The organism is Nocardioides sp. WS12, from assembly GCF_014108865.1.
Taxonomy (GTDB): domain Bacteria; phylum Actinomycetota; class Actinomycetes; order Propionibacteriales; family Nocardioidaceae; genus Nocardioides.
Map to the genome: position 1 here is coordinate 113,572 of NZ_CP053928.1, position 23,238 is coordinate 136,809.

Consider the following 23,238-nt stretch of genomic DNA (forward strand, 5'->3'; position numbering starts at 1 on the left):
AGGTTAGTGCGCGGGTCCGACCTGTGGTGACGGCATGTCGCCGAGGACCGCCGCCATCGTGGCCCGCCCGACCTCGATGGCCGCCTCGATGGACGGCAGGTCGCTGCTCAGTCGGCCCACGTCATGCGAGCCGACGGGCGGGCGGACCTCGACCAGGATGGCGACCGGCGCAGCCGTCGTCTCCGCGAGGTGGAGGTCGTCGGCGGCGTACGTCTGGTGCCGCGCAACGTGGGCGCGGCCCGCCTGCCAGCCGTGCCGGAGGAAGTACGGCGCGAGCAGGGCTCGCTCGAACCGCGACGGTGGGACGGCCTTCTGGTCGGCGCGGCGCGTACGCAGCACGAGCACGTGGGTCGCACCATCCGCCAGCGCGCTGCGGTAGGGCACCCCCTCGGAGAGCCCGCCGTCGACGTACGTGCGCCCACCCAGGCGGACCGGGCGCCCGGCAAGCAGCGGCAGGCAGGACGTCGCCCGCAGGGCGGTCTGCAGGCTCCGCCGGTCGGTGACGTACGGCGCCAGGTCGACCCCGTCACCGGTGCGGGCATCGGTCGCCATCGGATGGAAGCCGATCGGGTTGGCGAGGATCCCCTCGAAGTCCATCGGGGTGATCGCCTCGTAGACGTGGTGGACCAGGCGCCCGAGGTCGATGAGCGGCCCGCCCCGCAGAACCCTCCGCGGGTCGGTGATGCGGGCGGCAGCGACCTCGGGCCATGCCCAGCTGCGCATCCACCGCTGCGCTTCACCCGTCAGCAACCACGCCCCGTTGAGCGCACCGCCCGAGGTTCCGTAGACGTCGTCGAAGGAGTCGGTCAGTCCGGCCTCGTCGAGCGCGAGCGCCATGCCGGCGGAGTACGCCGCCCGGTTGCCGCCGCCCTCGATGGCCAGTGCCACGCGGAACGAGTCGTCGCGCGCGCCCGCCCGGCTGGCCGTCGTACGACGGTCGCGGAGGACGTCGAAGACTGAGGTGGGCGGTGCCTCGCTCGTCATCTCGATTCCTCATGCCGGTGGGAACGCGGATCCTCAGGTTAGCGACACGACGACGCCCATCACCAAGGCACCAATCCATCCCAGCCGTACGTCGCCCACGCCGCTTCGCGATCCGCACCCTCGAGCCATTGAAGGTCGTACCGGGTTGGATTCTGCCGCTCCGGCTCATCCAGGAAGCTCATCCATCCTGCCTGCAACGCCAACACCATTTCATCGGCCCGAAGGTCCGTCACCGCGCAGCCAAAGACCGCTCCCCCGGATGTCGAGACAGAGATGAACTCGGCCTCATCGAGCGCACATGTCGAGTCGGTACGGACGTAGCGCATCTGGATGGTCCAGGTGCCGTCCTGAACCCACACGTCGCCGTCGGTGTGGCCCTCGCCGATGACCTTCATGGACAGGTAGGCGACGCGTCGATCGGCAAGCAGCATCTCCGCAACGCCGTGCTGAAAGCGGCGGAGGTTCTCGGGCAGGTCGTCGACAGCCCAGTCAGACATGGTCGGAGCGTAACGGCCGCACGACGGGCTTTCCCCTGACGATCAGGTCGATCATCGGTAGGTTGTGGCGCATGGATCTTCGGGTGCAGACAGCTGGCCCGTGGAGTTGGTGGCGAGCGGGCGCGTTCGCCCTGGCACTGAGCGTGGGCTTCTTCGTCAGCGCCAAGGTCGCCGCACATTCGTTCTGGAGCGCATTGGCGATTGTCGCCGTCTGGAACGTCGCCGTACTGCTGGTCTTCGGCATCCTCGATCGACGGCGTTCTCGACCATAGGCGCAGCGCGCCATCAGGCGACGAGGTCCCCTGCGAGGTTGATGGCGAGGGCTTTGAGCGCGTAGTACTCGCCCCGGGTGATGGCGGTGGTGCCGCTGGTCGTGACGAGGCGGTGCAGGCCGTGGGGTGTGCCCCAGATCCAGCGGTCGGGCCCGAGTTGGAACACCGTGTAGCCGGCGTGGGTCTTGGCGCGGTGATGATGTCGCCGTAGTGGGGTGTCGTTGTGGTCACCGGTCTGGCCGGGTGGGCCGTGTTTGTCGTAGGCGACGGTGTGGTCGTGATCCGGCGCCCTGCCCGTGCGGGTGAAGGAGCCGGTGGCGTGGGGGAAGACGTCGCCGATGGTGCGTAGCTCGGTGCGGAGCTTCACGTCGGTGGGGTGCTCGTAGCCGTTTACCGACCGGCCGGTGTGCAGATCGATCACCGGGGTCACGGTCACGTTGGCGTGGCGGCGGAGCAGGTCGCGGACCTGGGACAACAGCATCGGGCCAAGACCCTCGACCCGAGCCACCGGGCCAAGGGCACCGGTCTCGGCGTTGGCAGACACGTGCACGACAACCTGAGCAGCCGTCGGGGCTGTGGCCGGGCTGGTTGCAGGTGCCTCGGGCACCTCGGCCGTGTCGGGTGCATCGGCGGTGGTTTCGCCGCGCAGGAACGCCAACACCGCGGCCGGATCAGCCAGCATCGCGAACGCCTCAGCACGCCAGTGGTCCATCGGCAATGGCTCTTCACCCTCGGCCGGTGCCGGGGCGTTCGCGGCCAGGGCGGTCGCGAGATCCTCGATGATCTGGCGGTGGGCCTCCACGTCGGCGTCGTCGATGCGGGCGAACACGGAGCCGACGCCGGCCGCTTCGCCTTCGACGGACTCGCCGGGCTTCTTCCGTGAGCACCAGGCGCCCTTGCGGGTGCGGTTCCGGTTGATGCGTTCCTGATGCGCGACGGAGTCGGCTTCGATGATCTTGGCTTCGGCGATCTGCAGGATCCGCGCCGGCGCCTCATCGAGCGCCTCCGCAACAGCGACATCCACGAGGGCGACCTGTTCGAGAGTCAGTTTCCGGGACATCGAGGCGACCTTGGTCCCCACCCACGGTTCGCACCGCAATGCCTGCAACCCGGCCCACAACAGGGGCAGTCGGTGCCGCAGGTCGAACGCATCCGCGGTTCGCCGGCGGGTGGTGAACACCGACTCCTGTCGAGCGATCGCCATCTCGGCCACCGCGAGGTCGGACACCTTCGGGGTGCCCTCACCGCCAAGCGCAATGAGCCGCGGACCGCCGTGCCGGATCGGGACCGCGTTCGGCTCGTCCTGCGGGTCACCAGAAAACGCATCGGCCCACGCGAGCAGGACTTCGAGCTTCTCGACCTCGACCCGACGGCCCTCGAGCAGGCCCTCCTCAGCCGCCTGGAGCAACTGCTCCGGCGACATCTCCCCGAGACCCGAGATCATACATAGATGATACCGAACATTCGTTCGAACGACAAGGCTCGCGAGACCCCTGTGGAGAAGTTCCCGTCACCCCGAAGATGGGCGGACGCGACGTGCCAGTCGGGCTGATTGGCAACGGCGCGACGAACCAGTTCCTCCAGCACCGCGGCGACGTTCACAACGGGAAGTTCATCACGTGGACAACCCGACCAGCCAGGAACTCCAGGACGCCTGACGGATCAGGCGATCGCGATCCGGTCTGGGTCCTCGAGGTCCACCCACACGGAGACGTCCTTGCCGACCGCGACGCGCTTCGCCGGCTCCTTCTGAAGCGGCAGTTCCAGCGCCACAACCCGCGGCTCGGCGCCGTCCCGGATCTCGACCTCGATCCGCTTCACCTCGACACCGACCAGCTTTCGCCCCGTCGGTACGACGGCCACGACCCGGCCGTCGTGGCGGCGGCCGGTCGCGTGGATCCGCTGCAGGTCGGCCGCCATGGCGTCGAAGACTGCCTTCTCGTCCGCGTCGACGCCGGCCCAGGTCGCACCCGCGGCCGCCTCCGTCGCATCGGCCCACTGACGAGCGAGCTCTGCCTCCTCGGCGGCGAGCACTGCGGCGGCCTCGGCACGGTCCGCGTCGGTGGGCGCCGCACCGAACGGGTTGGCGAGGCGCCCGACCACCTTGTCGAACCCGCCGCGCTGGTCGGCGACCGCGCGATCCAGCGCCGCCTTCCGGTCCCAGGCGATCTCGTGGTTGCGGTACGCCGCGTCCCAGTCGATCCACAGGTCCCGGTGATCCTTCGGGTTGACCCGGCACGGCACCTCGACGCCCGGCATCAGGCCGTACGTCCGCTTGAGGCGGACCTTGTACCAACGCTTCCCGGTGCCGCCCACCTGCGTCCCGATCGTCCAGGTGGGCACCTTGCGCTCGTCGTCCTCGACGACGTACGACGCCTGCCCGGGGACCCGGACCTCCCAGGTGATCGCGAGCCGGCTGCTGGTCTCGACGCCCGGCGCGCCGCCCTCCCCCTCCTGCGTCCAGGTCGCGGCGCCGATGGAGCGGATGGTCACCGCGACAGCGTCCAGCCACCCCGACGGGGGCGTGCGGAGCAGGCCGAGGTCACCCATGCCCCTCAGTGTCGCGGCGCTGTCAACGCAGCTTCAGTCGAGCTGACGAATCACCCGTGCGGGATTGCCGACGGCCAGCACACCGGCTGGCAGGTCCTTCACGACCACGGACCCCGCACCGACCACGGTGTTCGCGCCGATGGTCACGCCCGGGCAGACGATGACGCCGCCGCCGAGCCACACGTTGTCGCCGATCGTGATCGGCTTCGCGGCCTCCCACTTGGCCCGGCGCAGGTCCGCACCCAAGGGGTGGATCGGCGTCAGCAGCTGGCAGTTCGGACCGATCTGGACGTCGTCGCCGATCGTGATCGGCACGACGTCGAGCGCGATCAGGCCGAAGTTCACGAACGAGCGCGCACCGATCTCGATCTGGGTTCCGTAGTCGACCTGCAACGGCGGGCGGATCTCCGTGTCCTCACCGATCTCGCCCAGCAAGTCCACCAACAGTGCGCGGCGCCGATCGACCTCGCGCGCCGAGGTCGTGTTGAACTCCGTCGTGAGGTCGTTCGCGCGGTGATAGGCCCCCACGATCTCGGGATCGTCGGCCAGGTAGAAGTCACCGTCGACCATCCGCTGGTGCATGCTGCGCGGGTCGTCGGGATCCCGCGGGTCCAGCGTCATCGCTCGTCCTTGTCGTGGTGGCGTCGTTCCTCGACCTTCTGACGCAACCGCTCCCGTTCCTCGTGGGCCTCCACGTCGGCCTCGCCGATCTTGCCCTCGAGCGCCGCGACCGCTTCGGGCTTCCCGTGGAAGCGACGGAAGGCGTAGACGAGCAGGGCCAGCGCGAGGACGCACGAGAACAGCAGCGTGACGCCGGTCCAGACCCCACCGAACAGCCACCACTTGTCGCCGATCGGCCACCAGGACGGGACGTCCGGGCCGATGATCCACAGGACACCGAACGCGCCGAGCCCGAGGCCGGCGATCGTGGACGCAATGACGCGCGGCCAGGTCTCGACGCCCTCCGCGGCACCGCGCAACGCGCGCAGCATCACGGGATCGAGCAACCGCTCGGCCCACGTGTACTGCTGCGACAGCACAGCAAGGCCAGCGGCCATCAGCAGCAGACCGGGCCCCGGCAGCACCATCGCTGCGACGCCCGCGAGCAGCAGGATCCAGCCGAGGGCCTCGAGCAGGAGGCGCTTCGCCGTACCGGTCATCGTCCGCCACCAAACTTCTCGAGCCAGGCCAGTACGTCGTCGTCCGCGTTGCCGTGCGCGGCCGCGATCCGCGCCCACGTCACCGCCATGGTGTGGAAGCGCAGCGGGTTGTAGACGTCCTCCTCGCGCGAGAAGAGCCCGTCGCCGGCGTACGTCATGATCGTGATGTTGGGTTCGGTGAGCATGGTGCCGTCGCCCGGGTCGGGCATCGGGTTGAGCACTTCGCAGACCAGTCGGTTCTGTTCCGCGTCGACCACCTGCCAGGAGAGCGGGAAGCCGGTCATCACCCGACCGGGGTACGACGTCATCGTCTTCATCGACCAGGCCCGGATCTCGTCGCGCCCGGTGAAGGTCCCCATCGCGTGCTCGACGTACACCGCGTCAGGAGTGAAGAGGTCGGCGTAGCCGGTCCAGTCACCGCTGGCGACGAAGCCGGCGACCTTCTGGTGGAAGACGTCGTACGCCTCGGTGATCTCCATGGGTCGATTCAAACAGGTGCACCCCAGACACGCCGTGCGTGCACCTAGGCTTCGGCCATGCCACGCGGATCGGCCCATCGACGCAGCCCCTTCGGCTCGCGCCTTCTGGGTCCGCGCGACCAGCCTCCCCGACGGTTGCGGATCCGGATCCAGCTGCTGCTGACCGTCCTGCTGATCTCCACCAACGTGATCGGCGCCGTCGTCGTCTTCGTGTTGAACACCTGGGCGGTGCCGTCGCCCGACCCGAACAAGGAGATGGTGATCGCGCTGGCGATCGCGATCCCCACCTACGTCCTCACCGCCGCCCTGGTCGGCGCCATCTGGGGTACGACGACGTCGCTGCGCGCCCTGCGCTGGGCGACCCAACCGGGGATCGACCCGGACCACACCCAACGCGCCCGCGCCCTGCGGGTGCCGCTCGTGCTGACCACCATGCAGCTGGGCATGTGGGGCGTGGGCACGGCCCTGTTCACGATGCTGACGGTGATCCTGCAACCGTCGCGGGCCCTCGGCACCGGGCTCACCGTGGGCATCGGCGCGGTGGTAGTCGCCGGGATCTCCTACCTGCTGACCGAGTTCTCCCTGCGGCCGATCGCTGCGCGCGCGCTGTCGGACGTGCGGGTCACCGGCAAGCTCCGGGGGGTCGGCGTCGGCCCGCGCATGGCGATCTTCTGGACCCTCGGAACGGGCACTCCGATCATCGGTCTTCTGATCGTGGCGATCCTTGCCCTCACCCCCAGTGGCAAGGACGTCACGCTGCAGGACCTCGCCGTGGTGACCATCATCGTCTGCGGCATCGTGCTGGTGTTCGGCCTGCTCCTGACCGACCTCAACGCCCGTGCGGTCGTCGCGCCCATCTTGTCGGTGCGCGACGCGATGCGCGCCGTCGAGGGCGGAGAGCTCGCCAGTGACGTGATCGTCTACGACGGCACCGAGCTCGGGCAGCTCCAGAGCGGGTTCAACGAGATGGTCGCGGGCCTCCAGGAGCGCGAACAGATCCGCGACCTCTTCGGTCGCCACGTCGGCCAGGAAGTGGCAGCCGCGGCCGCTGCGCTCGGTGCCGGCCAGATCGAACTCGGCGGGGAAACCCGCATGTGTTCGGTGCTGTTCGTCGACCTGGTCGGCTCGACGACGTACGCGACCCAACACGGTCCGACCGAGGTGGTCGAGGTCCTCAACCGGTTCTTCGGAGTCGTCGTGGACGAGGTGGATCGCCACTACGGGCTGGTCAACAAGTTCATCGGCGACGCGGTGCTCGCCATCTTCGGAGCGCCCGTCGAGCTCGAGGAGCACGCCAGTGCGGCACTGTCCGCGGCCCGCGCGATGGCCGCGCGCCTGGCGGTCGAGGTGCCTGAGGTCGGCGCCGGGATCGGCGTCGCGACCGGTCAGGTGGTGGCGGGCAACGTGGGCCACGAACAGCGCTTCGAGTACACCGTGATCGGCGACGCGGTGAACTCCGCTGCCCGGCTCACCGACCTGTCCAAGGACATCCCCGGCGGCGTCCTCGCGGCGTGGGAGTCCGTCGAGACCGCCCGGGCCGCCGGCTCACCCGAGGCGGATCGGTGGGTCGAGCACGGCGAGGCGACATTGCGCGGACGCTCGGGCACCACCCGGCTCGCCGTACCCCGCTCGTAGCCAGCCATCGGTGGATTCAGGTCAGGCCAGGGCCTCGAGGGTCCGCGCCACCCGTTCGAGCACGCGCGGCATCTCCGCCTCGGACAGCAGTCCGTCCAGTTGCGAGTCCCGCTCCAGGACGGCGAGACCGTGCACGGTCGCCCAGCCGATGACCGCCAGTTCCTCCGTCGGTACGCCGACGCCCCAGCCGCGTTCCTGCGCGGCCGCGATGTTGGCCAGCAGGACCGCGCGGTGCTCCTCGCGCGCAGCGAGCAGTCGCTTGTCGTCGGCGTGCAACAACTCGGGCCGAAACATCACGTCGAACATCGTGGGATGCCGCAACGCGAACTCCACGTAGGCGGCTCCGGCCGCAGCGACGGGCCGGCCGGCGTCCGGTCCCCCGTCGGCGACGCCCTCGTTCGCCGACGCGATCGCTGCGCGGGTGCGCTCGAGCAGCAAGTCGAAGCCTTCGACCGCAAGGGCGGTGAACAGGCCCGCGCGGTCGTCGAAGTGGTGGGCAGTCGCCTGGTGCGAGACCCCCACCCGGCGGGCGATCGCGCGCAGACTGGCCTTGGCCGGACCACAGTTGGCGATCTCCTGCTCCGCAGCGCGCAGCAGGCGCTGGCGCAGGTCGGCGCTCCTCATCGAACCTCCTCCGCAGGCGGCCGCTGCGGCCACCACAGCCGTGGACCCAGCAGGGTAGCGAGCGAGGGCACCAGCAACGACCGGACGACGAACGTGTCCAGCAGCAGGCCGACCGCGATCGTGAAGCCGACCTGGCCGATCGTCGTCACCCGGCCGGCCATCAGCGCCGCCATCGAGGCCGCGAAGATCACGCCGGCCGAGGTGATCACGCCGCCCGTCGCGGCCGTCGCCCGGGCGATGCCGCTTGCCGAGCCGTCGGGCGCCTCCTCGTGCATGCGCTTGGTCAGCAGCAGGTTGTAGTCCGCACCGACCGCCACCAGGATCACGAACGCGACGGCCGTGACCGTCCAGTCGAGCGGGATGCCGAACCCGACCTGCCACACGAGCACCGACAGCCCGATCGCCGCGACGTAGGACAGCACCACGGTCGCCATCAGCGCGAACGCCGCCACCAGGCTGCGCAACAGCAGGAGCAGCACCAGGAACACCGCGATCAGCGCGGTGATCGCAATCAGCTCGAGGTCGGACTGGGAGTACCTCCGCAGGTCGTTGTTGGTGCTCGCCATGCCGGTGACCGCCACGTCGGCGTCGGCGAGCCGAGTCCCGTTGAAGGAGTGGTCGACGATCTCGCGCACTTCGGCCGACCGGTCCGCGGCCTCGGACTCGAACGCATCCGTCTTCCCCAGTACGACGATGCGGGCCGTGCGTCCGTCATTGGAGACGAAGAGTCGGCTCGCTGCCTCGAAGTCCGGGTTGGTCAGTGCCGTCGGCGGCAGGTAGAAGCCACCGCTGGCGGGATCGTCGACCTCGTCGCGGGTCGCCTGCAGATGCTCCGCCGCAGCGGCGAGGCCCTTCTCGAGCTCGGGCAGGGACGCGGCCACCTCCTCGGTGCCGCCGCGGATCCGGTCCGCGCCGGTCGCGAGTTGGTCGGCGCCGGAGGAGAGGTCTCCGAGCTTGTCGGCGAAGATCTGCTGGCCCTCGGCGAGTTGCTGGGTGCCGGTGCGGGCCTTCGCGATCCCTCCGCGCAGCTGACTCAGGCCGGTGCGCAGGTCGCCCGTACCGGTGGCGATGGCGCGGGCGCCGCGTGCCGCCTCGCGGAGTCCGGGCAACAGCTGGTCGCGTTCGGCTTCCCAGATCTGCTTGATCCCGGCCCGGGCCCGCGAGCACGCCGGATCGAGGCCACAGGTCAGGCTCTTCGTGGCCAGGGCGTCGTACGCGAGGCCGAGGCCGTCCACCGCGAGCTGGACCTGGTCGGCCGCGGTGGTGAGTCCGTCGGCGAGCGCGGCGGCGCCGACCTTGAGGTCGCGCGTCCCGGCGACAGCGGCGTCGGCACCGTCGAGGAGCTGCGTCATGCCGCGTGACAGCCGGGTGGTGGCGGTGGCGATCGAGTCGGCACCCTCCACGGCCTTCTCCGCACCGTCCGCGAGCTGGCCGGCCCCGTCATCGAGCTGGCCGGCGCCCTCGGCGAGCTGCTCGGCTCCGTCGGCGCCCTTCGCGATGTCGCCGCGGGCCTTGCCGAGCTCGTCGCCGATCAGGCCGGACTGGAAGGCGACGGAGGCCTGGGTGATCGGCTCGCCGCCCGGTCGGGTGATGCTGCGGACCAGCGCGACGCCGTCGTGCCGGGCGAGCGAGGACGACGCCTGCTCGATGAGGGCGAGGTCCTTGGTGTTGCGCAGGTCGTGGTCGGCCTGGATCAGGACGTAGTCGGGAAGCACCTCGTTGATCGGGAAGTGCCGGTCCAGCAGGGCGTAGCCGCGGTTGCTCTCCGCGTCGTCGGCCAGCGGCTCGCGGACGTCGTACGACAGGTTGGCCAGCGGGAAGAACGCCGCGAGCAACAGCAACGGCACCAGCGACACGGTCAGCATCCGCACCGGGTGCGCGGCGACCAGGCCGGCAATCCGCTGCCACACGGCGGCACCGCCCGAGTCGCGCGGCTCCGCCCAGCCGCGCTGGCCGGCCAGCGCGAGCAGCGCCGGCGTGAGGGTGAGGCTGACGAACAGGTTGACGGCGATGCTCACCGCGATCGCCGGGCCGGTGGTGTTGAAGAACCCGAGGTCGGCGATCGCCATGCACAGCGCGGCCAGCACGACCGTCACGGCAGAACCGGCGATGACCCCGCCGATCTTCGACGCGGCGATGGCGGCGGCCGCGGTCGGCTCGGTGCCGAGTCGGCGCTCCTCGTGATAGCGGGCGACCAGGAACACCGCGTAGTCCGTACCGGCGCCGAGGATGATCGCGGTCAGGAACGACCCGCTGAACGTCGAGATCGCGAAGAGGTCGTGCAGCCCGCAGAACGACACCACGGCGCGACCCAGGCCCAGCCCGATCCCCACGACCGTGAGGATCATGATCGGGATCGCGAACGATCGGTAGATCAGGAACAGGATCAACGCGATCATCACGATGGTCACGATCGTGATCCGGCCGACGCTGTGTTCAGTCTCCGTCGCGAGGTCGACGACGGTGGCCGTGGGCCCGGTCACCTCGACGGTCAGCCCGTCCGGCGCCTTCTCGCCCACGATCTCGCGTACGGCGGCCACCTGGGTCAGCGACGCCGGCGCACCGGTGGCGCCGGTGATGCCGACCAGCAGGTACCGCGCCTGCTGGTCCTTGCTCGTCAGTGCCTTGCGCAACTCCGGCCGACGGATGTCCTGGACGAAGGTGACGTCCTTCTCGTCCGTGGCCAGGTCGGTGACCAGGGCCTCGGCGTAACTGCGGTCCGCCTCGGTGAGGCCGGAGGTCCGCTCCATCGCCACCACGATGAAGCTCTGGGCGTCGCCGCTGCTGAACGCGCTGTTCATCGACGTGATCGCCCGGATGGAGGGCGCGTCGTGCGGAACCATCGGCGAGGAGTCGCGACCGGCGATCTCCTCGAGTTGCGGCACGGCCACGTTCATCACGACCGTGATCGCGAGCCAGGCAAGAACGACCCAGCCGGCCCGTCGTACGACGAAGCGGGCGTAGCCGGCGGCGCGGTCGTGCTCAGTCCCCATTCGTTGAAACTAGAACCTGTTCCTTGCCAGTGGCAAGGAACTGTGGCGCGGCCCACTCTCACCGCTCGTGACGGACCATGTGGCAGGCTCCCGTCGTGACCAAGGGCGCAGCAGAGCAGGGGTTCGTACCGGACGCGATCGTGGTGGGAGCCGGCCTCGCCGGACTCGTCGCCACCTACGAGGCGACGAAGGCAGGCAAGCGGGTCCTGGTCATCGACCAGGAGAACCGCGCCAACCTCGGCGGGCAGGCGTGGTGGTCGCTCGGCGGCCTCCTCTTCATCGACTCCCCCGAGCAGCGCCGGATGGGCATCAAGGACTCCAAGGCGCTGGCCTGGCAGGACTGGCAGGGCTCGGCCGGCTTCGACCGGATCGAACCGCAGGAGGACGGCACCCCGGGCGAGGACCACTGGGCCCACCAGTGGGCGCAGGCGTACGTCGAGTTCGCCGCCACCGAGAAGCGCGACTACCTCCGTGCCCTCGGCCTCAAGTCACTGCCGTTCGTCGGCTGGGCCGAACGCGGCAGCGGTGACGCGGCCGGCCACGGCAACTCGGTGCCCCGCTTCCACCTCACCTGGGGTACCGGCCCCGAGGTGGTCCGGATCTTCGTCGAGCCCGTGCTGGCCGCCGAGGAGCAGGGCCTGGTGCAGTTCGCCTTCCGGCACCGCGTCGACGCGTTGGTCACCGAGAAGGGGGCGGTCGTCGGCATCCGCGGCGCCGTCCTCGAGGAGTCCGACACCGAGCGCGGGTTCGCCTCGTCCCGCGTCGAGGTCGGCGAGTTCGAGCATCGTGCCCCCTCCGTGGTCGTCACCACCGGCGGCATCGGCCACAACCACGAGATGATCCGCGCCAACTGGCCCGTGGATCGCCTCGGCCCCGTGCCGACCCACCTGATCTCCGGCGTCCCCGCGTACGTCGACGGGCGCGGCCTCACGATCGCCGAGGAAGCCGGCGCGCGGCTGGTGAACTCCGACCGGATGTGGCACTACACGGAGGGCATCCACAACTGGGACCCCGTGTGGCCCGACCACGCGATCCGCGTCATCCCCGGCCCGTCGTCGCTCTGGTTCGACGCGACCGGGCAGCGCCTGGCCGCCCCGAACTTCCCCGGCTTCGACAGCCTCGGCACGCTCGGCGCCATCGGCAAGACGGGCTACGACTACACGTGGTTCGTGCTCACCCAGGCGATCATCGAGAAGGAGTTCGCCCTCTCCGGCTCCGAGCAGAACCCCGACATCACCAGCAAGGACCTCAAGTTCATGCTGAAGTCGCGGGTCGCCAAGGGCGCCCCCGGTCCGGTCGAGGCGTTCAAGCAGAACGGTGTCGACTTCGTCGTGGCCGACACCCTCGAGGAACTCGTCGCCGGCATGAACGGCATCGTCGACGGCGACTCCCCGGCCCGCGGCCCGCACCTCGAGGCCGAGGTACTGCGTCGCCAGATCGAGGCACGCGACGCCGAGCTCGACAACGGGTTCAGCAAGGACTTCCAGCTGATGGCCATCAACAACGCCCGGCAGTCCCGCACGGACAAGCTGATCCGAGTGGCCAAGCCGCACAAGATCCTGGACCCCGAGAAGGGCCCGCTCATCGCCGTACGGCTCAACATCTTGACGCGCAAGACGCTCGGCGGCGTCGCCACGAACCTCGACTCACGCGTCGTCGACCGCACCGGAGCCGTCATCCCCGGCCTGTACGCCGCCGGCGAAGTCGCCGGGTTCGGTGGCGGCGGGGTGCACGGCTACAACGCGCTCGAGGGCACCTTCCTCGGCGGCTGCATCTTCTCCGGTCGCGCCGCGGGGCGTGCGATCGCCGGCTCCTGACCGGAGCGAAAACGAACAGAGCCCCGGCTCACCTTGGGTGAGCCGGGGCGCTGCTGTTGCTGTGGAACTCAGGCCTCGAGTGCCTCGGCGACGCGACGGTGCGCGGCCCAGATCTCCTCGGACAGGCCGTCGAACTGCGCCAGGTGCTTCTCGCGGAAGCCCATCTCCTGCTGCCAGCGCGGCACGTCGATGGTGAGGAGCGTGTCGAGGTCGGCGAGCGCCTGCTCGTCCATGCCCTCGAGGTTCAGCTCTTCACGCTTCGGCAGGACACCGACAGCGGTCTGGACGCCCTCGACCTCGCCGTTGAGGAACTGCATCAGCCAGTTGAGCGGGCGCAGGTTCTCGCGGTAGCCGGGCCACAGGAAGCGACCGTCCTCGCCGCGCTGGAACCAGTTGACGTGCGCGAAGATCGGCTTGGTCGTCGCACGGCCGATGACCTCGAGCCAGTGCGCGGCGTAGTCGGCCTCGGAGTACGACATGAACGGACGCATCGACATCGGGTCGTACCGGAGCACGCCCTCGAGACCGTCCGCAGCTGCGGTCGCCTCGGCGCCCAGCGTCAGGCCGTCGTAGACACCCTCGGCGACGTCCCTGATCGCACGGATCAGCGGCTCACGGTCGCGGGTACGGCCACCGAAGATGATGCCGTGGATCTCGACGCCCTGCGGGTCCTCGAAGTCCTTGGCAACGTTCGGGACGTTGGCCAGCGTGGTCGTGAAGCGGCTGTTCGGGTGCGCCCACGGAGCGTCGGCGTCCTCAGCGGACCGGTCGGCGATGATGTCGCCCTTCCAGTCCTCCCAGCCGTCGAGGTCGGTCGGCTTGTCGCTCTTGCCCTCCCACCAGACCTCCTGGCTCTTGGAGTTGTAGGCGACGTTGGTGAAGATCGCGCCGGTGCCGGGAACGATCGAGTCGATCGCGGTCGGGTTGGTGGCCTCGTTGGTGTCCTTGGCGACACCGAAGACACCGTTCTCCGGGTTCATGCCGTAGAGCTTGCCGTCGTCGCCGACCCAGATCCACGCGATGTCGTCGCCGTAGAACTCGACGTAGTAGCGGTCACCGAGCGCGTCGGGGGCCAGCGTCATCGCGAGGTTCGTCTTGCCGGAGGCCGACGGGAAACCACCACAGATGTTGTACTTCTTGCCGGTTTCCTTGTCCGTGATGCCGAGCAGCATGAACTGCTCCACGAGGAAGCCGTTCTTCCAGCCGTCGTAGGCACCCTGGCGCAGGCCGTGGGCGATCTTGCCGAGGAGCGCGTTGCCGCCGTACGACGAACCGAAGTGCAGGATCGTGCGCTCGTCGGCGACGGTCACGAAGTAACGCTTGTCGTCGGGGGTGCCCTGGCCGAGGTTCTCCAGGTCACCGGTGACGTGCACGGCCTTGACGAACGAGTCGCCCAGGTCGTTGATGTACTCCACGCCGACCCGCGACATGCGGATCATCTGGAGCACCACGTTGCGGTTGTCCGTGAGCTCGACACCGGCTGCGAAGTTCTGCAGCGGGGAGCCCTTCGGCGCCATCAGGTAGGGGATGACGTACATCGTCTTGCCGACCGACGCGCCGGTCATCAGCTCGACGAGCTTCGGCTTCATCTCCGAGGACGGGCGCCAGTTGTTGTAGATGCCCTTGTCCGCCTCGTCGCTGGTGGCGACGATCGTGCGCTCTTCGGCGCGTGCGGTGTCCTTGAAGTAGGACCGGGAGTAGTAGAGGCCGTCGCCGGCGGGCAACAGCTCGCCTGCTTCGAGGGACTCGGCCACCAGCCGGGCGTCGTCGGCCGCAGAAACGACCTCGATCCGGTCGGCGCCAGTGATCCCGGCCCAGTGTGCGACGTATTCCCGAACGTGGGGGTTCGTGAGGCCCGCCTCATCGAGCGTCCGCTCCACATCCACCATGCTTCTCGCCAGCCTTTCGGTCCTGTTAAAGGTGTGGGCACGCTACCCCACAGCCCACCCGTAAAAATCCGGGGTTCGAATCGTGTGATCCGTGGACACCGTCGTCCGCGTGGGGCCCACCATGACACCGCTCGCGCGCTGACGCACATCCGCGCCGGTCACCCCGATGAGGCGTTCGCCACGGTCACGAATTTTTGATCGTTCGAATCCCGGGGTCGTCCGCGCCGCCGAGAATCGTTCGCGCCCGACGCAGCCGACGGAAGTACGTCGCCCGACTGGCGAACTGGTCCCGCATGACCGACTCGTGGGTCGCGCCCGGTTCCAGGTAGCGCTGCACCACCAGTCCCAGCAGCCCTGGTTCGTCGGCCAGGAGGGCCGCCAGCGAGTCCCGCGCCCACACCCGCACCCGCTCCGCCGCCCGCTCGACCGGCAGGTCCGACGGCGCCTGCGGCAACCGCGCGAGAACCGCGTCGCAGTGGAAGTCCTCCAGCGCGCGCAGCAGGCCGTCCCCGGCGCCCGCCCGTGCCAGGGGCGGACGCCCCTGCTCGGCCGCCACGGCGTCGTACAACAGCCCGGCGAGGCCGGCCGGCCCCACGTCGGCCACCCAACCCCGAGCGCTCGCGACGCTGGTGCGGACACCATCGATCTCCTGGTAGCCGTAGGCCGCCAGCACCGTGCGCTCCGCCTCCGACCCGGTCACCTCGACCACGAGGTCGATCCGCGGGTTCGCGACACCGCACCGCTGGAGGGCCACTGCGTTGCGGATCCGCAGCAGGTCCGGGTCGGGCTCGCCGTCCTCCAACGCGATCTGGAACGGCGTGACCACGGCCCGGTCGGTCAGTCCCTCGGCCTGCGCGTGGTCGAGCAGCGGACCGATCGTGGTGCGGCAGGCCCGATCGAAGTCGGCGGCCCGGGCGAGGGGCAGCGTGGCAACCACTCCCACCGGCGCACCATCCGGACGTCGTACGACGTGCAGGGCATCGGTGCGCAGCCAGGGCTCGACCAGCGACCAGGTCCCCGGCCACCGCCGGTCGAGGACCTCACGGATGGCCGCGGCATCGCCGGGGCGGATCCGGTCGACGTACAACTCCGCGCTGACGGGCGGCGCGAGGCCGGCGCGCAGCGCTGGGTCGTGGACCAGACCCGCCAGCCAGGGCAGCGCGGGATGCTCGCCCGCGACGGCCCGGTCCCGCAGGTGAGCCGCGATCCGTAGGGTCATCGCCTCAGCGCGCGTCGGATCGGCCTCACGCAACCGGACGGCAATGGCCTCGGCGAGACGCGGGTGCAGCAGGAGGCGCGCGCCCATCCGCTCCACGAACGTGCACTCCTGGAGGCGAGCCAGGCCGGCCTCCGCATCGCTGTCCGGCAGTACGTCGGCGAGGAGCCGGACGTCGACTCCGCCGGCGAGCGCGGCCACCGCCAGCAGGTCCGGGTCGAGTTGGGCCAGCGCCGGGCCGACGATCCGGTCCACGAGGTCATGTTCGGTCTCGCGCGGAAGGGTGAACTCCGGGCCGGCAGCGCCTCCCGAACTGGCCCAGGCGCCGGCGCCGAGGACCAGCGCGAGCGGCAGACCGGCGGCCCACGTCGCGATGGCCTCGCGGGCAGCAGCGTCGGTGACGCCGTAGGAGAGGAGCAGCACGTCGGCGTCCTTGGCAGCGAGGGCGGCAAGGCGAAGCCGGCCGGTCAGCGGTTCGAGGTGCTCAGGCAACCACCCGGGCGGCAGGTGGTGCGCGGCGAGGATGACCCGGGTCGTCGCTGGCAGGTCACCGAGCGCCCGCCCCAGGGCATGCAGGCCGGCACCGAAGTGGTCGGCTTCGTCGATGGCGACGAGGGTCCGTCCGCCAGGGAGGTTCGAGAGTTCGCCGATCAGTTCGGCCGCGTCCGCACGACGACCGTCGATGCTGATGACGGTGTGCCCGTCGTCGGTCGCGCACCGGGCAGCCGCCCGCAGGGCAGCGCTCTTGCCGAGGCCACCGGCGCCGGTCACGGCCAGCACGAGGAGAGCACCGGCCGGGTCGAGCAACTGCTCGATCCTGCGCTGCACGACGGCCGGACAGACGTAGCGCTGCGCGTCGAGACCATGCGCGAACGCCGAGATGGTGGGGCCCTGGCCCGGCGACTGCGCAGGGAGACGAACCGTTCCCATGGCACCCCCTGTTCGGCGCACCCACGATAACGCCGATTGCCGGGGTTCCACAGGGCTTGGGAACGCCGTCTCACAGTGGTCTCATCATCGGGCGACGCCCTGCCGCGACCCCTCGTCACGGCCCACGATCGCGAACGTGCTCACCTCCTCGTGTCGTCGGTGCGTCGTGGGGACGCACCGGTGACGCGCATGGCGGTTGACGCGCACATCACTGGGTAGGTACCCGCTCGACGTGGATGTCACGACGACAGGAGCCCCCATGAGTTACCCGCCGCAGCCCCCCTTCGGCCCGCCCAGCGGCCCGCCGTCGGGACCTCCCGGGTATCCGCCGTCGGGGCCTCCGGGCTACCCGCCGCAGGGGCCTCCCGGCTTCGGTCCGTACGGCGGCGGGTTCGGCGGTCCGCCGAAGAAGAGCAGGACCGGGCTGATCATCGGCCTGGTCGCCCTCGCGATGCTGCTCGTCGTCGGCGTCGTCGTCACGGCCGTGCTCGTCCTCGGCGGCGATGACGACGACACGTCGGCGGGCAAGGACGACTCCACCGCCTCGAGCACCGCGACCACCGACGGCACCCCGACGCCCACCGACCCGTCGAGCACGACGACCCCCGCGACGCCGTACTCCCCCACCGAGGACGAGACCGACGAACCGGCCGCCCGCATCGACGTCGAGGCCTCCGAGTTCGCCGACGACTGGGACTTCAAGTTCGGCGACGTCGAACACAACGCCAAGTACCTGGAGTCCTGGAAGTACGACACCTGCGGCCCGGTTGAAGAGGGTTCGCGCCTGACCCAGCAGCGCTGTGAGTACGCCGTGCAGTGGACCTACTCGGCCCTCAACGGCAAGGCCCGGGTCACGTACGTCGCCCTGGTGTTCGACACCGAGGCCCACGCCAAGGCCGCCGATGCGGCCCTCAGTGATGAGGACTTCGACCTGCGTCCCGAAGCACAGTTCCCGGACTTCGTGCAGGGCAAGTGGAACAGCGGCGTCGTCAGCAATGTCGTCGGCGTCACGGTCGGCACGACCAACACCAAGGTCGACGAGAAGAAGCTGCAGGGGCTGGTCAACTACATGACCACTGACTACAAGCTCGCCCTCTCCTTCAACCAGTTCTGAACGGGGCACGGCGAACCGCCTGCAGGATTTTACTTTCGATCCAGAGACAAGGCCGGGCCGGATCTGGCAATCTTCACTCGCCACCGCAGGAGACCCGAGACTCCTGCGGTGGCTTCATTTTTCACCGGCGAGCTTGCGTGGCGTTTCAGCCCTTGCGGTACGCCGGCGCGCGGCGGCTGGGCGCGGTGTCCGCGGCCGCGAGCAGCGGCAGCACCCGCGGCGGCACGAGCACCGACAGCACCATCACGCTCGTGGAACGCACCACCGATGACGACTGGTCGATCCGCACCAGCGTCGCCTGGAGCTCGGGATGGGAGCGGGTCGCCACCCGGCACAGCACGTCGAAGGACCCGGTCGTCACGTAAGCCTCCAGCACCTGCGGGATCGCCGCGAGGTCGGCCGACACCTCGTCGAGCGCTCCCTGGGAGATCTCGAGGGTGACGTAGGCCTGCACCTCGAAACCGGCGGCGGCGACGTCGATCGTGGGGTCCCAGTCGGCGATCACGCCGGCCTCGCCCAGCCGTCGCAGTCGACTCTGCACGGTCGCGCGTGCCACCTGGGTGATCCGGGACAGTTCCAGGTCACCAGCGCGCGGGTGCTCGGTCAGCGCGGTCAGCAGCGCGAGGTCGATCTCGTCGAGCGGGTGCGGTCCAGCGGCCATGGCTCCAAGGTAGCCGTTCTGCACAGTTCGGAGCACGGCCGACCGGCAGAACTGGCCGGATTGCCTACCGCCGGATAGGCAGGTTGTGAGGCTGTGGTCGTTCTGTTGTGCTGCTCACATGTCCCTCCAGGAGACCCTCACCAACGAGGAACGGCTCGCTGAGCTCGACCTCGACACCTTGAAGCAGCTCGTCGGCCTCGTCGAGTACGACGACCACGAGGACCCGTTCCCCGTCACCGGCTGGGATGCCGCCGTGTGGTCGGTCGGCAACGCCACCCAGACCGCCCACTTCTTCATCTCCGCGTTCGGCATGGAACTCGTCGCCTACTCCGGCCCCGAGACGGGCAACCGCGACCACGTCGCCTTCGTGCTCAAGAGCGGCGCGGTGCGCTTCGTGTTCAAGGGTGGCGTCGACCCGAACAGCACCCTGCTCGACCACCACCGCACCCACGGCGACGGCATCGTCGACATCGCCCTCGAGGTCCCCGACGTCGACCGCTGCATCGCGCAGGCCCGCAAGGCCGGGGCGACGATTCTCGAGGAGCCGCACGACCTGACCGACGAGCACGGCACGGTCCGGATGGCCGCGATCGCCACGTACGGCGACACCCGGCACAGCCTCGTCGACCGGTCGTCGTACAACGGGCCCTACCTGCCGGGGTACGTCGCCCGCACCTCTACCTTCACCAAGAGGGAAGGTGCGCCCAAGCGGCTGTTCCAGGCCCTCGACCACATCGTCGGCAATGTCGAGCTCGGCAAGATGGACGACTGGGTCGAGTTCTACAACAAGGTCATGGGCTTCACGAACATGGCCGAGTTCATCGGTGACGACATCGCCACCGACTACTCGGCGCTGATGTCGAAGGTCGTCGCGAACGGCAACCACCGGGTGAAGTTCCCGCTGAACGAGCCGGCGATCGCGAAGAAGAAGTCGCAGATCGACGAGTACCTCGAGTTCTACTGCGGCCCCGGCGCCCAGCACCTGGCGCTGGCCACCAACGACATCCTCGACACCGTCGACCGCCTGCGGGCCGAGGGCATCGAGTTCCTCGCGACTCCGGACTCGTACTACGAGGACCCCGAGCTCCGCGCCCGGATCGGCGAGGTGCGGGTGCCCGTCGAGGAGTTGAAGAAGCGCGGCATCCTCGTCGACCGCGACGAGGACGGCTACCTGCTGCAGATCTTCACCAAGCCGCTCGGCGACCGGCCGACCGTGTTCTTCGAGTTCATCGAGCGCCACGGCTCGCTGGGCTTCGGCAAGGGCAACTTCAAGGCGCTCTTCGAGGCGATCGAGCGCGAGCAGGAGCGACGGGGCAACTTCTGATGGCCCACTACCAGCGGATCGGGAACGTGCCGCCGAAGCGGCACACGCAGCACCGTGCGCCCGACGGGACGCTCTACTTCGAGGAGTTGATGGGCGAGGAGGGCTTCTCGTCCGATTCCTCGCTGCTCTACCACCGACACATCCCGTCGGCGGTCGTCGAGGCGCGCACGTGGGACCTGCCCGACCAGTCCACGACGCCCAACCACCCGCTGATTCCGCGGCACCTGACACTGCACGACCTCTTCACCGGTGACGCCTGGCAGACCACTGACGCGGTGACCGGGCGCCGTCTCGTGCTCGGCAACGCCGACGTCCGGATCAGCTATGTCGTGTGCGGAGCGGCCTCGCCGCTCTACCGCAACGGCATCGGCGACGAGTGCGTCTTCGTCGAGTCCGGCACCGCTGTGGTGGAAACCGTGTTCGGTGCGCTCGAGGTCGGCGCAGGCGACTACGTGATCCTGCCCCGCGCCACGACGCACCGCTGGGTGCCGACCGGGTCGCCAGAAAATGGACAACAGCCGCTTCGCCTCTACGTGATCGAGGCGAACAGCCACATCGGTCCGCCGAAGCGCTACCTGTCGAAGTTCGGGCAGTTGCTCGAGCACGCGCCGTACTGCGAGCGCGACCTGCGGGTGCCCCCCGAGGTGTTGCTCATCGACCCCGCCGCCGACGAGAACGTCGAGGTGTTCATCAAGCACCGCGGCTCCGGTCCCGGCGGGATCGCCGGCACCGTGCACGTGCTGCCGCACCACCCGTTCGACGTCGTCGGCTGGGACGGCTGCCTCTACCCGTACGTCTTCAACGTCGCCGACTTCGAGCCGATCACCGGCCGCGTCCACCAGCCGCCGCCGGTGCACCAGGTCTTCGAGGCCAACAACTTCGTGATCTGCAACTTCGTGCCCCGCAAGGTCGACTACCACCCGCTGTCGATCCCGGTGCCCTACTACCACTCGAACGTCGACTCGGACGAGGTCATGTTCTACGTCGCCGGTGACTACGAAGCCCGCAAGGGATCGGGCATCGGCGTCGGTTCGATCAGCCTGCACCCGGGCGGTCACCCGCACGGCCCGCAACCCGGCGCCTACGAGAAGTCCATCGGCGTCGAGTACTTCGACGAACTCGCGGTCATGGTCGACACGTTCCGGCCGCTCGAGCTCGGCGAGGCCGGCACCGCCTCCGACGACGGCAAGTACGTCACCTCCTGGGTGCGGGGAGCGACCGAATGATGGGTCTCATCCTGGATGACGCCGCCGTCTTCCCGCCCGGCAACCTGCCCCTCTCCGAAGCCGTCGCTGCGCACAGACTTCACCGCACCCGTTGGTACGCCGACCTGGTCGGTCCGTTGGTGGTGCCCGCTGCCGCACTGCCCGCTCTTGCGGGTGCTGGGCCGCTCGACGTCGCTGTCGTCGTACCGGATGCGGAGGGGGCGGCGGCCGCGCTCGTTGCCGCGCCGGAGGGCATCCGGGTCGTGGCACTCGAAGTCACCGAGGCCTCGGTTGCCGCGCTGCAGGCTGCGATCGGCGAGCCCGCCGAAGTGACCGTCCACCTCGAGGTCCCCCGTGACGACCGGCGGGACGCGGTGATCGCGGACCTCGTCGGGACGACCTACCTCGCGAAGCTGCGGACGGGCGGCGTGCGTGCGGACCTGTATCCCGACGAGGCCGAACTGGCCGCCACCGTTGCAGCTCTCGTCGAAGCGGGCGTGCCGTTCAAGGCGACCGCCGGCCTGCACCACGCGCTGCGGAACACCGACCCGGAGACGGGCTTCGAGCAGCACGGTTTCCTCAACCTGCTGGCCGCAACGGGCACCACGGACGCCGCCGTGCTCGCCGTGCGTGACGCCCGTGAACTGCCGGAACTCCCGGCGTCCTCGCTGCTCCGCTCCATCGGCACCTGCAGCATCACCGAACCGATCGACGAACTGACCGCGCTCGGTCTCCTGGAGCTGACCCGATGAATCACCTGTACGGCATCACCAACCTTCCCTACGGGGTCTACTCCGTCGCGGGCTCGGCTCCTCGCTGCGCGACCCGGTTCGGCGACCAGGTCCTCGACCTCGCACTGCTGCTCGACGACCCGGTCTTCGCACACCCGACGCTCAACGCGTTCATGAGCGAAGGGAAACAGCGCTGGGACGAGGTCCGCGCCCGCCTGACCGACCTGGTTCGCGGTCCGTTTCCCGACGGCTGTGCTCACTCCGTCGATGACGTGACGATGCACCTGCCGTTCGAGGTGGCCGACTACGTCGACTTCTACGCGTCCGAGCACCACGCGTCGAACCTCGGTCGCCTGTTCCGTCCGGACAACCCCAACCCGCTGCTGCCGAACTGGAAGCACCTGCCCGTCAGCTACACCGGCCGCGCCGGATCGGTCGTGGCCTCGGGCACCGACATCGTGCGCCCGTGCGGTCAGCGACTGCCGGCCGGCGCCGAGACGCCGGTGTTCGGGCCGTCGGTGCGCCTCGACATCGAGGCCGAACTCGGCTTCGTCGTCGGCACCGGCAACCCGATGGGCACCTCCATCCCCGTCGAGGACGCCGTCGACCACATCTTCGGTGTCGCCCTGTTCAACGACTGGTCGGCGCGGGACATCCAGGCGTGGGAGTACGTCCCCCTCGGCCCGCACCTGGGCAAGTCCTTCGCCTCGACGATCGGCTCGTGGATCGTGCCGCTCGCGGCGCTCGATGCGGCCCGCGTCAGCACGCCCACCCAGGACCCAGCACCCCTGCCCTACCTCGCGATGGACGCCACGTGGGGACTCGACATCGACCTGGAGGTCGAGTGGAACGGCGACGTGGTCACCCGGCCGCCGTACGCGTCGATGTACTGGTCGCCCGCGCAGATGCTGGCGCACCTGACCGTCAACGGAGCCCCCACCCGCACCGGCGACCTGTACGCCTCGGGCACCATCTCCGGCCCCGACCCCGACCAGGTGGGCTCGTTCATCGAGCTCGGCAAGGGCTTTCTCGAGGACGGCGACGAGGTCGTCCTCCGCGCCAGCGCCCCCGGCGCTGACGGCACCCGCATCGGTTTCGGCGAAGCCCGCGGCCGGGTTTCGGCGGCCTCCGGTGGTTGAGGTGCGAGGCGCACCAGC

Annotated in this window: 20 protein-coding genes; 8 read left to right on the plus strand and 12 right to left on the minus strand. The window is 69.6% G+C overall.

All coding sequences use genetic code 11. From position 1 onward, the window contains the following. Positions 1-3 precede the first annotated feature (3 nt). Entirely contained in the window at positions 4-984 is a 981-nt protein-coding gene (locus HRC28_RS00495) for a patatin family protein (protein ID WP_182378142.1), read from the minus strand. Between the two features lie 59 nt (positions 985-1,043). Continuing rightward, positions 1,044-1,481: a hypothetical protein gene (locus HRC28_RS00500; protein WP_182378143.1), complete on the minus strand. Its 438-nt coding sequence runs from the start codon at positions 1,479-1,481 to the stop codon at positions 1,044-1,046. A gap of 71 nt (positions 1,482-1,552) precedes the next feature. Between HRC28_RS00500 and HRC28_RS00505 the strand changes: the two genes are divergently transcribed. Then, entirely contained in the window at positions 1,553-1,753 is a 201-nt protein-coding gene (locus HRC28_RS00505; RefSeq protein ID WP_182378144.1) for a hypothetical protein, read from the plus strand. 13 nt (positions 1,754-1,766) lie between these two features. Here HRC28_RS00505 and HRC28_RS00510 read toward each other — a convergent pair whose 3' ends face one another. The 5 genes from HRC28_RS00510 to HRC28_RS00530 form a co-directional block, all read right to left on the minus strand. Further along, positions 1,767-3,197 carry a hypothetical protein gene (locus HRC28_RS00510; RefSeq protein WP_182378145.1) on the minus strand — a complete coding sequence of 477 codons (1,431 nt, stop codon included), beginning with the start codon at positions 3,195-3,197 and terminating at the stop codon, positions 1,767-1,769. Between the two features lie 218 nt (positions 3,198-3,415). Beyond that, on the minus strand, positions 3,416-4,303 hold the full coding sequence (locus HRC28_RS00515; RefSeq protein ID WP_182378146.1) for a hypothetical protein: 888 nt from the start codon (positions 4,301-4,303) through the stop codon (positions 3,416-3,418). A gap of 33 nt (positions 4,304-4,336) precedes the next feature. Further along, the gene (locus HRC28_RS00520; RefSeq protein WP_202033180.1) at positions 4,337-4,924 is read right to left on the minus strand and encodes a sugar O-acetyltransferase; all 588 of its coding nucleotides are present in this window, start codon (positions 4,922-4,924) and stop codon (positions 4,337-4,339) included. After that, on the minus strand, positions 4,921-5,463 hold the full coding sequence (locus tag HRC28_RS00525) for a PGPGW domain-containing protein (RefSeq protein WP_182378147.1): 543 nt from the start codon (positions 5,461-5,463) through the stop codon (positions 4,921-4,923). Before HRC28_RS00525 ends, HRC28_RS00520 begins: the two co-directional genes overlap by 4 nt. Continuing rightward, positions 5,460-5,942, minus strand: a complete 483-nt coding sequence (locus HRC28_RS00530) for a nuclear transport factor 2 family protein (RefSeq protein ID WP_182378148.1) — start codon at positions 5,940-5,942, stop codon at positions 5,460-5,462. The genes HRC28_RS00525 and HRC28_RS00530 overlap by 4 nt, the downstream gene beginning before the upstream one ends. Before the next feature lie 57 nt (positions 5,943-5,999). On the opposite strand from HRC28_RS00530, the gene HRC28_RS00535 reads away from it, so the two are divergent. Beyond that, positions 6,000-7,577, plus strand: a complete 1,578-nt coding sequence (locus tag HRC28_RS00535) for an adenylate/guanylate cyclase domain-containing protein (RefSeq protein ID WP_182378149.1) — start codon at positions 6,000-6,002, stop codon at positions 7,575-7,577. 21 nt (positions 7,578-7,598) lie between these two features. Here the strand turns inward: HRC28_RS00535 and HRC28_RS00540 are convergent, their stop codons facing one another. After that, positions 7,599-8,201: a TetR/AcrR family transcriptional regulator gene (locus HRC28_RS00540; RefSeq protein ID WP_182378150.1), complete on the minus strand. Its 603-nt coding sequence runs from the start codon at positions 8,199-8,201 to the stop codon at positions 7,599-7,601. Continuing rightward, positions 8,198-11,194: an MMPL family transporter gene (locus tag HRC28_RS00545; RefSeq protein WP_182378151.1), complete on the minus strand. Its 2,997-nt coding sequence runs from the start codon at positions 11,192-11,194 to the stop codon at positions 8,198-8,200. The genes HRC28_RS00540 and HRC28_RS00545 overlap by 4 nt, the downstream gene beginning before the upstream one ends. A gap of 95 nt (positions 11,195-11,289) precedes the next feature. Here HRC28_RS00545 and HRC28_RS00550 point away from each other — a divergent pair, with 95 nt between their 5' ends. Then, positions 11,290-13,011, plus strand: a complete 1,722-nt coding sequence (locus HRC28_RS00550; RefSeq protein WP_237111650.1) for an FAD-binding dehydrogenase — start codon at positions 11,290-11,292, stop codon at positions 13,009-13,011. Positions 13,012-13,079: 68 nt separating this feature from the next. Here the strand turns inward: HRC28_RS00550 and HRC28_RS00555 are convergent, their stop codons facing one another. Further along, positions 13,080-14,900, minus strand: a complete 1,821-nt coding sequence (locus HRC28_RS00555) for a phosphoenolpyruvate carboxykinase (GTP) (protein ID WP_182378153.1) — start codon at positions 14,898-14,900, stop codon at positions 13,080-13,082. A gap of 184 nt (positions 14,901-15,084) precedes the next feature. Then, positions 15,085-17,046: a hypothetical protein gene (locus tag HRC28_RS00560; protein WP_182378154.1), complete on the minus strand. Its 1,962-nt coding sequence runs from the start codon at positions 17,044-17,046 to the stop codon at positions 15,085-15,087. Positions 17,047-17,305: 259 nt separating this feature from the next. Between HRC28_RS00560 and HRC28_RS00565 the strand changes: the two genes are divergently transcribed. Continuing rightward, entirely contained in the window at positions 17,306-18,160 is an 855-nt protein-coding gene (locus HRC28_RS00565; RefSeq protein ID WP_182378155.1) for a hypothetical protein, read from the plus strand. Between the two features lie 145 nt (positions 18,161-18,305). Here the strand turns inward: HRC28_RS00565 and HRC28_RS00570 are convergent, their stop codons facing one another. Then, a complete protein-coding gene (locus HRC28_RS00570) occupies positions 18,306-18,821 on the minus strand; it encodes an Lrp/AsnC ligand binding domain-containing protein (protein ID WP_182378156.1) in 516 nt (171 codons plus the stop codon). 118 nt (positions 18,822-18,939) lie between these two features. Between HRC28_RS00570 and hppD the strand changes: the two genes are divergently transcribed. The 4 genes from hppD to fahA are packed head-to-tail and all read left to right on the plus strand — an operon-like array spanning position 18,940 to position 23,220. Beyond that, positions 18,940-20,145, plus strand: a complete 1,206-nt coding sequence (gene hppD, locus HRC28_RS00575; protein ID WP_182378157.1) for a 4-hydroxyphenylpyruvate dioxygenase — start codon at positions 18,940-18,942, stop codon at positions 20,143-20,145. Next, a complete protein-coding gene (locus tag HRC28_RS00580) occupies positions 20,145-21,371 on the plus strand; it encodes a homogentisate 1,2-dioxygenase domain-containing protein (protein WP_182378158.1) in 1,227 nt (408 codons plus the stop codon). The genes hppD and HRC28_RS00580 overlap by 1 nt, the downstream gene beginning before the upstream one ends. Beyond that, complete coding sequence (locus HRC28_RS00585) at positions 21,368-22,102, plus strand: hypothetical protein (protein WP_182378159.1); 735 nt, start codon at positions 21,368-21,370, stop codon at positions 22,100-22,102. Before HRC28_RS00580 ends, HRC28_RS00585 begins: the two co-directional genes overlap by 4 nt. Next, positions 22,099-23,220, plus strand: a complete 1,122-nt coding sequence (fahA, locus tag HRC28_RS00590) for a fumarylacetoacetase (protein WP_182378160.1) — start codon at positions 22,099-22,101, stop codon at positions 23,218-23,220. The genes HRC28_RS00585 and fahA overlap by 4 nt, the downstream gene beginning before the upstream one ends. Positions 23,221-23,238: the final 18 nt, after the last annotated feature.

What these genes read in the sequence shown, in the direction of transcription:
- HRC28_RS00520 (WP_202033180.1), bottom strand. Translation starts at nt 4,924, where the DNA reads ATGACGCTGGACCCGCGGGATCCCGACGACCCGCGCAGCATGCACCAG.
- HRC28_RS00505 (WP_182378144.1), top strand. Translation starts at nt 1,553, where the DNA reads ATGGATCTTCGGGTGCAGACAGCTGGCCCGTGGAGTTGGTGGCGAGCG.
- HRC28_RS00565 (WP_182378155.1), top strand. Translation starts at nt 17,306, where the DNA reads ATGAGTTACCCGCCGCAGCCCCCCTTCGGCCCGCCCAGCGGCCCGCCG.
- HRC28_RS00545 (WP_182378151.1), bottom strand. Translation starts at nt 11,194, where the DNA reads ATGGGGACTGAGCACGACCGCGCCGCCGGCTACGCCCGCTTCGTCGTA.
- HRC28_RS00580 (WP_182378158.1), top strand. Translation starts at nt 20,145, where the DNA reads ATGGCCCACTACCAGCGGATCGGGAACGTGCCGCCGAAGCGGCACACG.
- HRC28_RS00510 (WP_182378145.1), bottom strand. Translation starts at nt 3,197, where the DNA reads ATGATCTCGGGTCTCGGGGAGATGTCGCCGGAGCAGTTGCTCCAGGCG.
- HRC28_RS00495 (WP_182378142.1), bottom strand. Translation starts at nt 984, where the DNA reads ATGACGAGCGAGGCACCGCCCACCTCAGTCTTCGACGTCCTCCGCGAC.
- HRC28_RS00585 (WP_182378159.1), top strand. Translation starts at nt 21,368, where the DNA reads ATGATGGGTCTCATCCTGGATGACGCCGCCGTCTTCCCGCCCGGCAAC.
- HRC28_RS00570 (WP_182378156.1), bottom strand. Translation starts at nt 18,821, where the DNA reads ATGGCCGCTGGACCGCACCCGCTCGACGAGATCGACCTCGCGCTGCTG.
- HRC28_RS00540 (WP_182378150.1), bottom strand. Translation starts at nt 8,201, where the DNA reads ATGAGGAGCGCCGACCTGCGCCAGCGCCTGCTGCGCGCTGCGGAGCAG.
- HRC28_RS00560 (WP_182378154.1), bottom strand. Translation starts at nt 17,046, where the DNA reads ATGGGAACGGTTCGTCTCCCTGCGCAGTCGCCGGGCCAGGGCCCCACC.
- HRC28_RS00535 (WP_182378149.1), top strand. Translation starts at nt 6,000, where the DNA reads ATGCCACGCGGATCGGCCCATCGACGCAGCCCCTTCGGCTCGCGCCTT.
- fahA (WP_182378160.1), top strand. Translation starts at nt 22,099, where the DNA reads ATGAATCACCTGTACGGCATCACCAACCTTCCCTACGGGGTCTACTCC.
- HRC28_RS00515 (WP_182378146.1), bottom strand. Translation starts at nt 4,303, where the DNA reads ATGGGTGACCTCGGCCTGCTCCGCACGCCCCCGTCGGGGTGGCTGGAC.
- HRC28_RS00530 (WP_182378148.1), bottom strand. Translation starts at nt 5,942, where the DNA reads ATGGAGATCACCGAGGCGTACGACGTCTTCCACCAGAAGGTCGCCGGC.
- HRC28_RS00525 (WP_182378147.1), bottom strand. Translation starts at nt 5,463, where the DNA reads ATGACCGGTACGGCGAAGCGCCTCCTGCTCGAGGCCCTCGGCTGGATC.
- HRC28_RS00555 (WP_182378153.1), bottom strand. Translation starts at nt 14,900, where the DNA reads ATGGTGGATGTGGAGCGGACGCTCGATGAGGCGGGCCTCACGAACCCC.
- HRC28_RS00500 (WP_182378143.1), bottom strand. Translation starts at nt 1,481, where the DNA reads ATGTCTGACTGGGCTGTCGACGACCTGCCCGAGAACCTCCGCCGCTTT.
- hppD (WP_182378157.1), top strand. Translation starts at nt 18,940, where the DNA reads ATGTCCCTCCAGGAGACCCTCACCAACGAGGAACGGCTCGCTGAGCTC.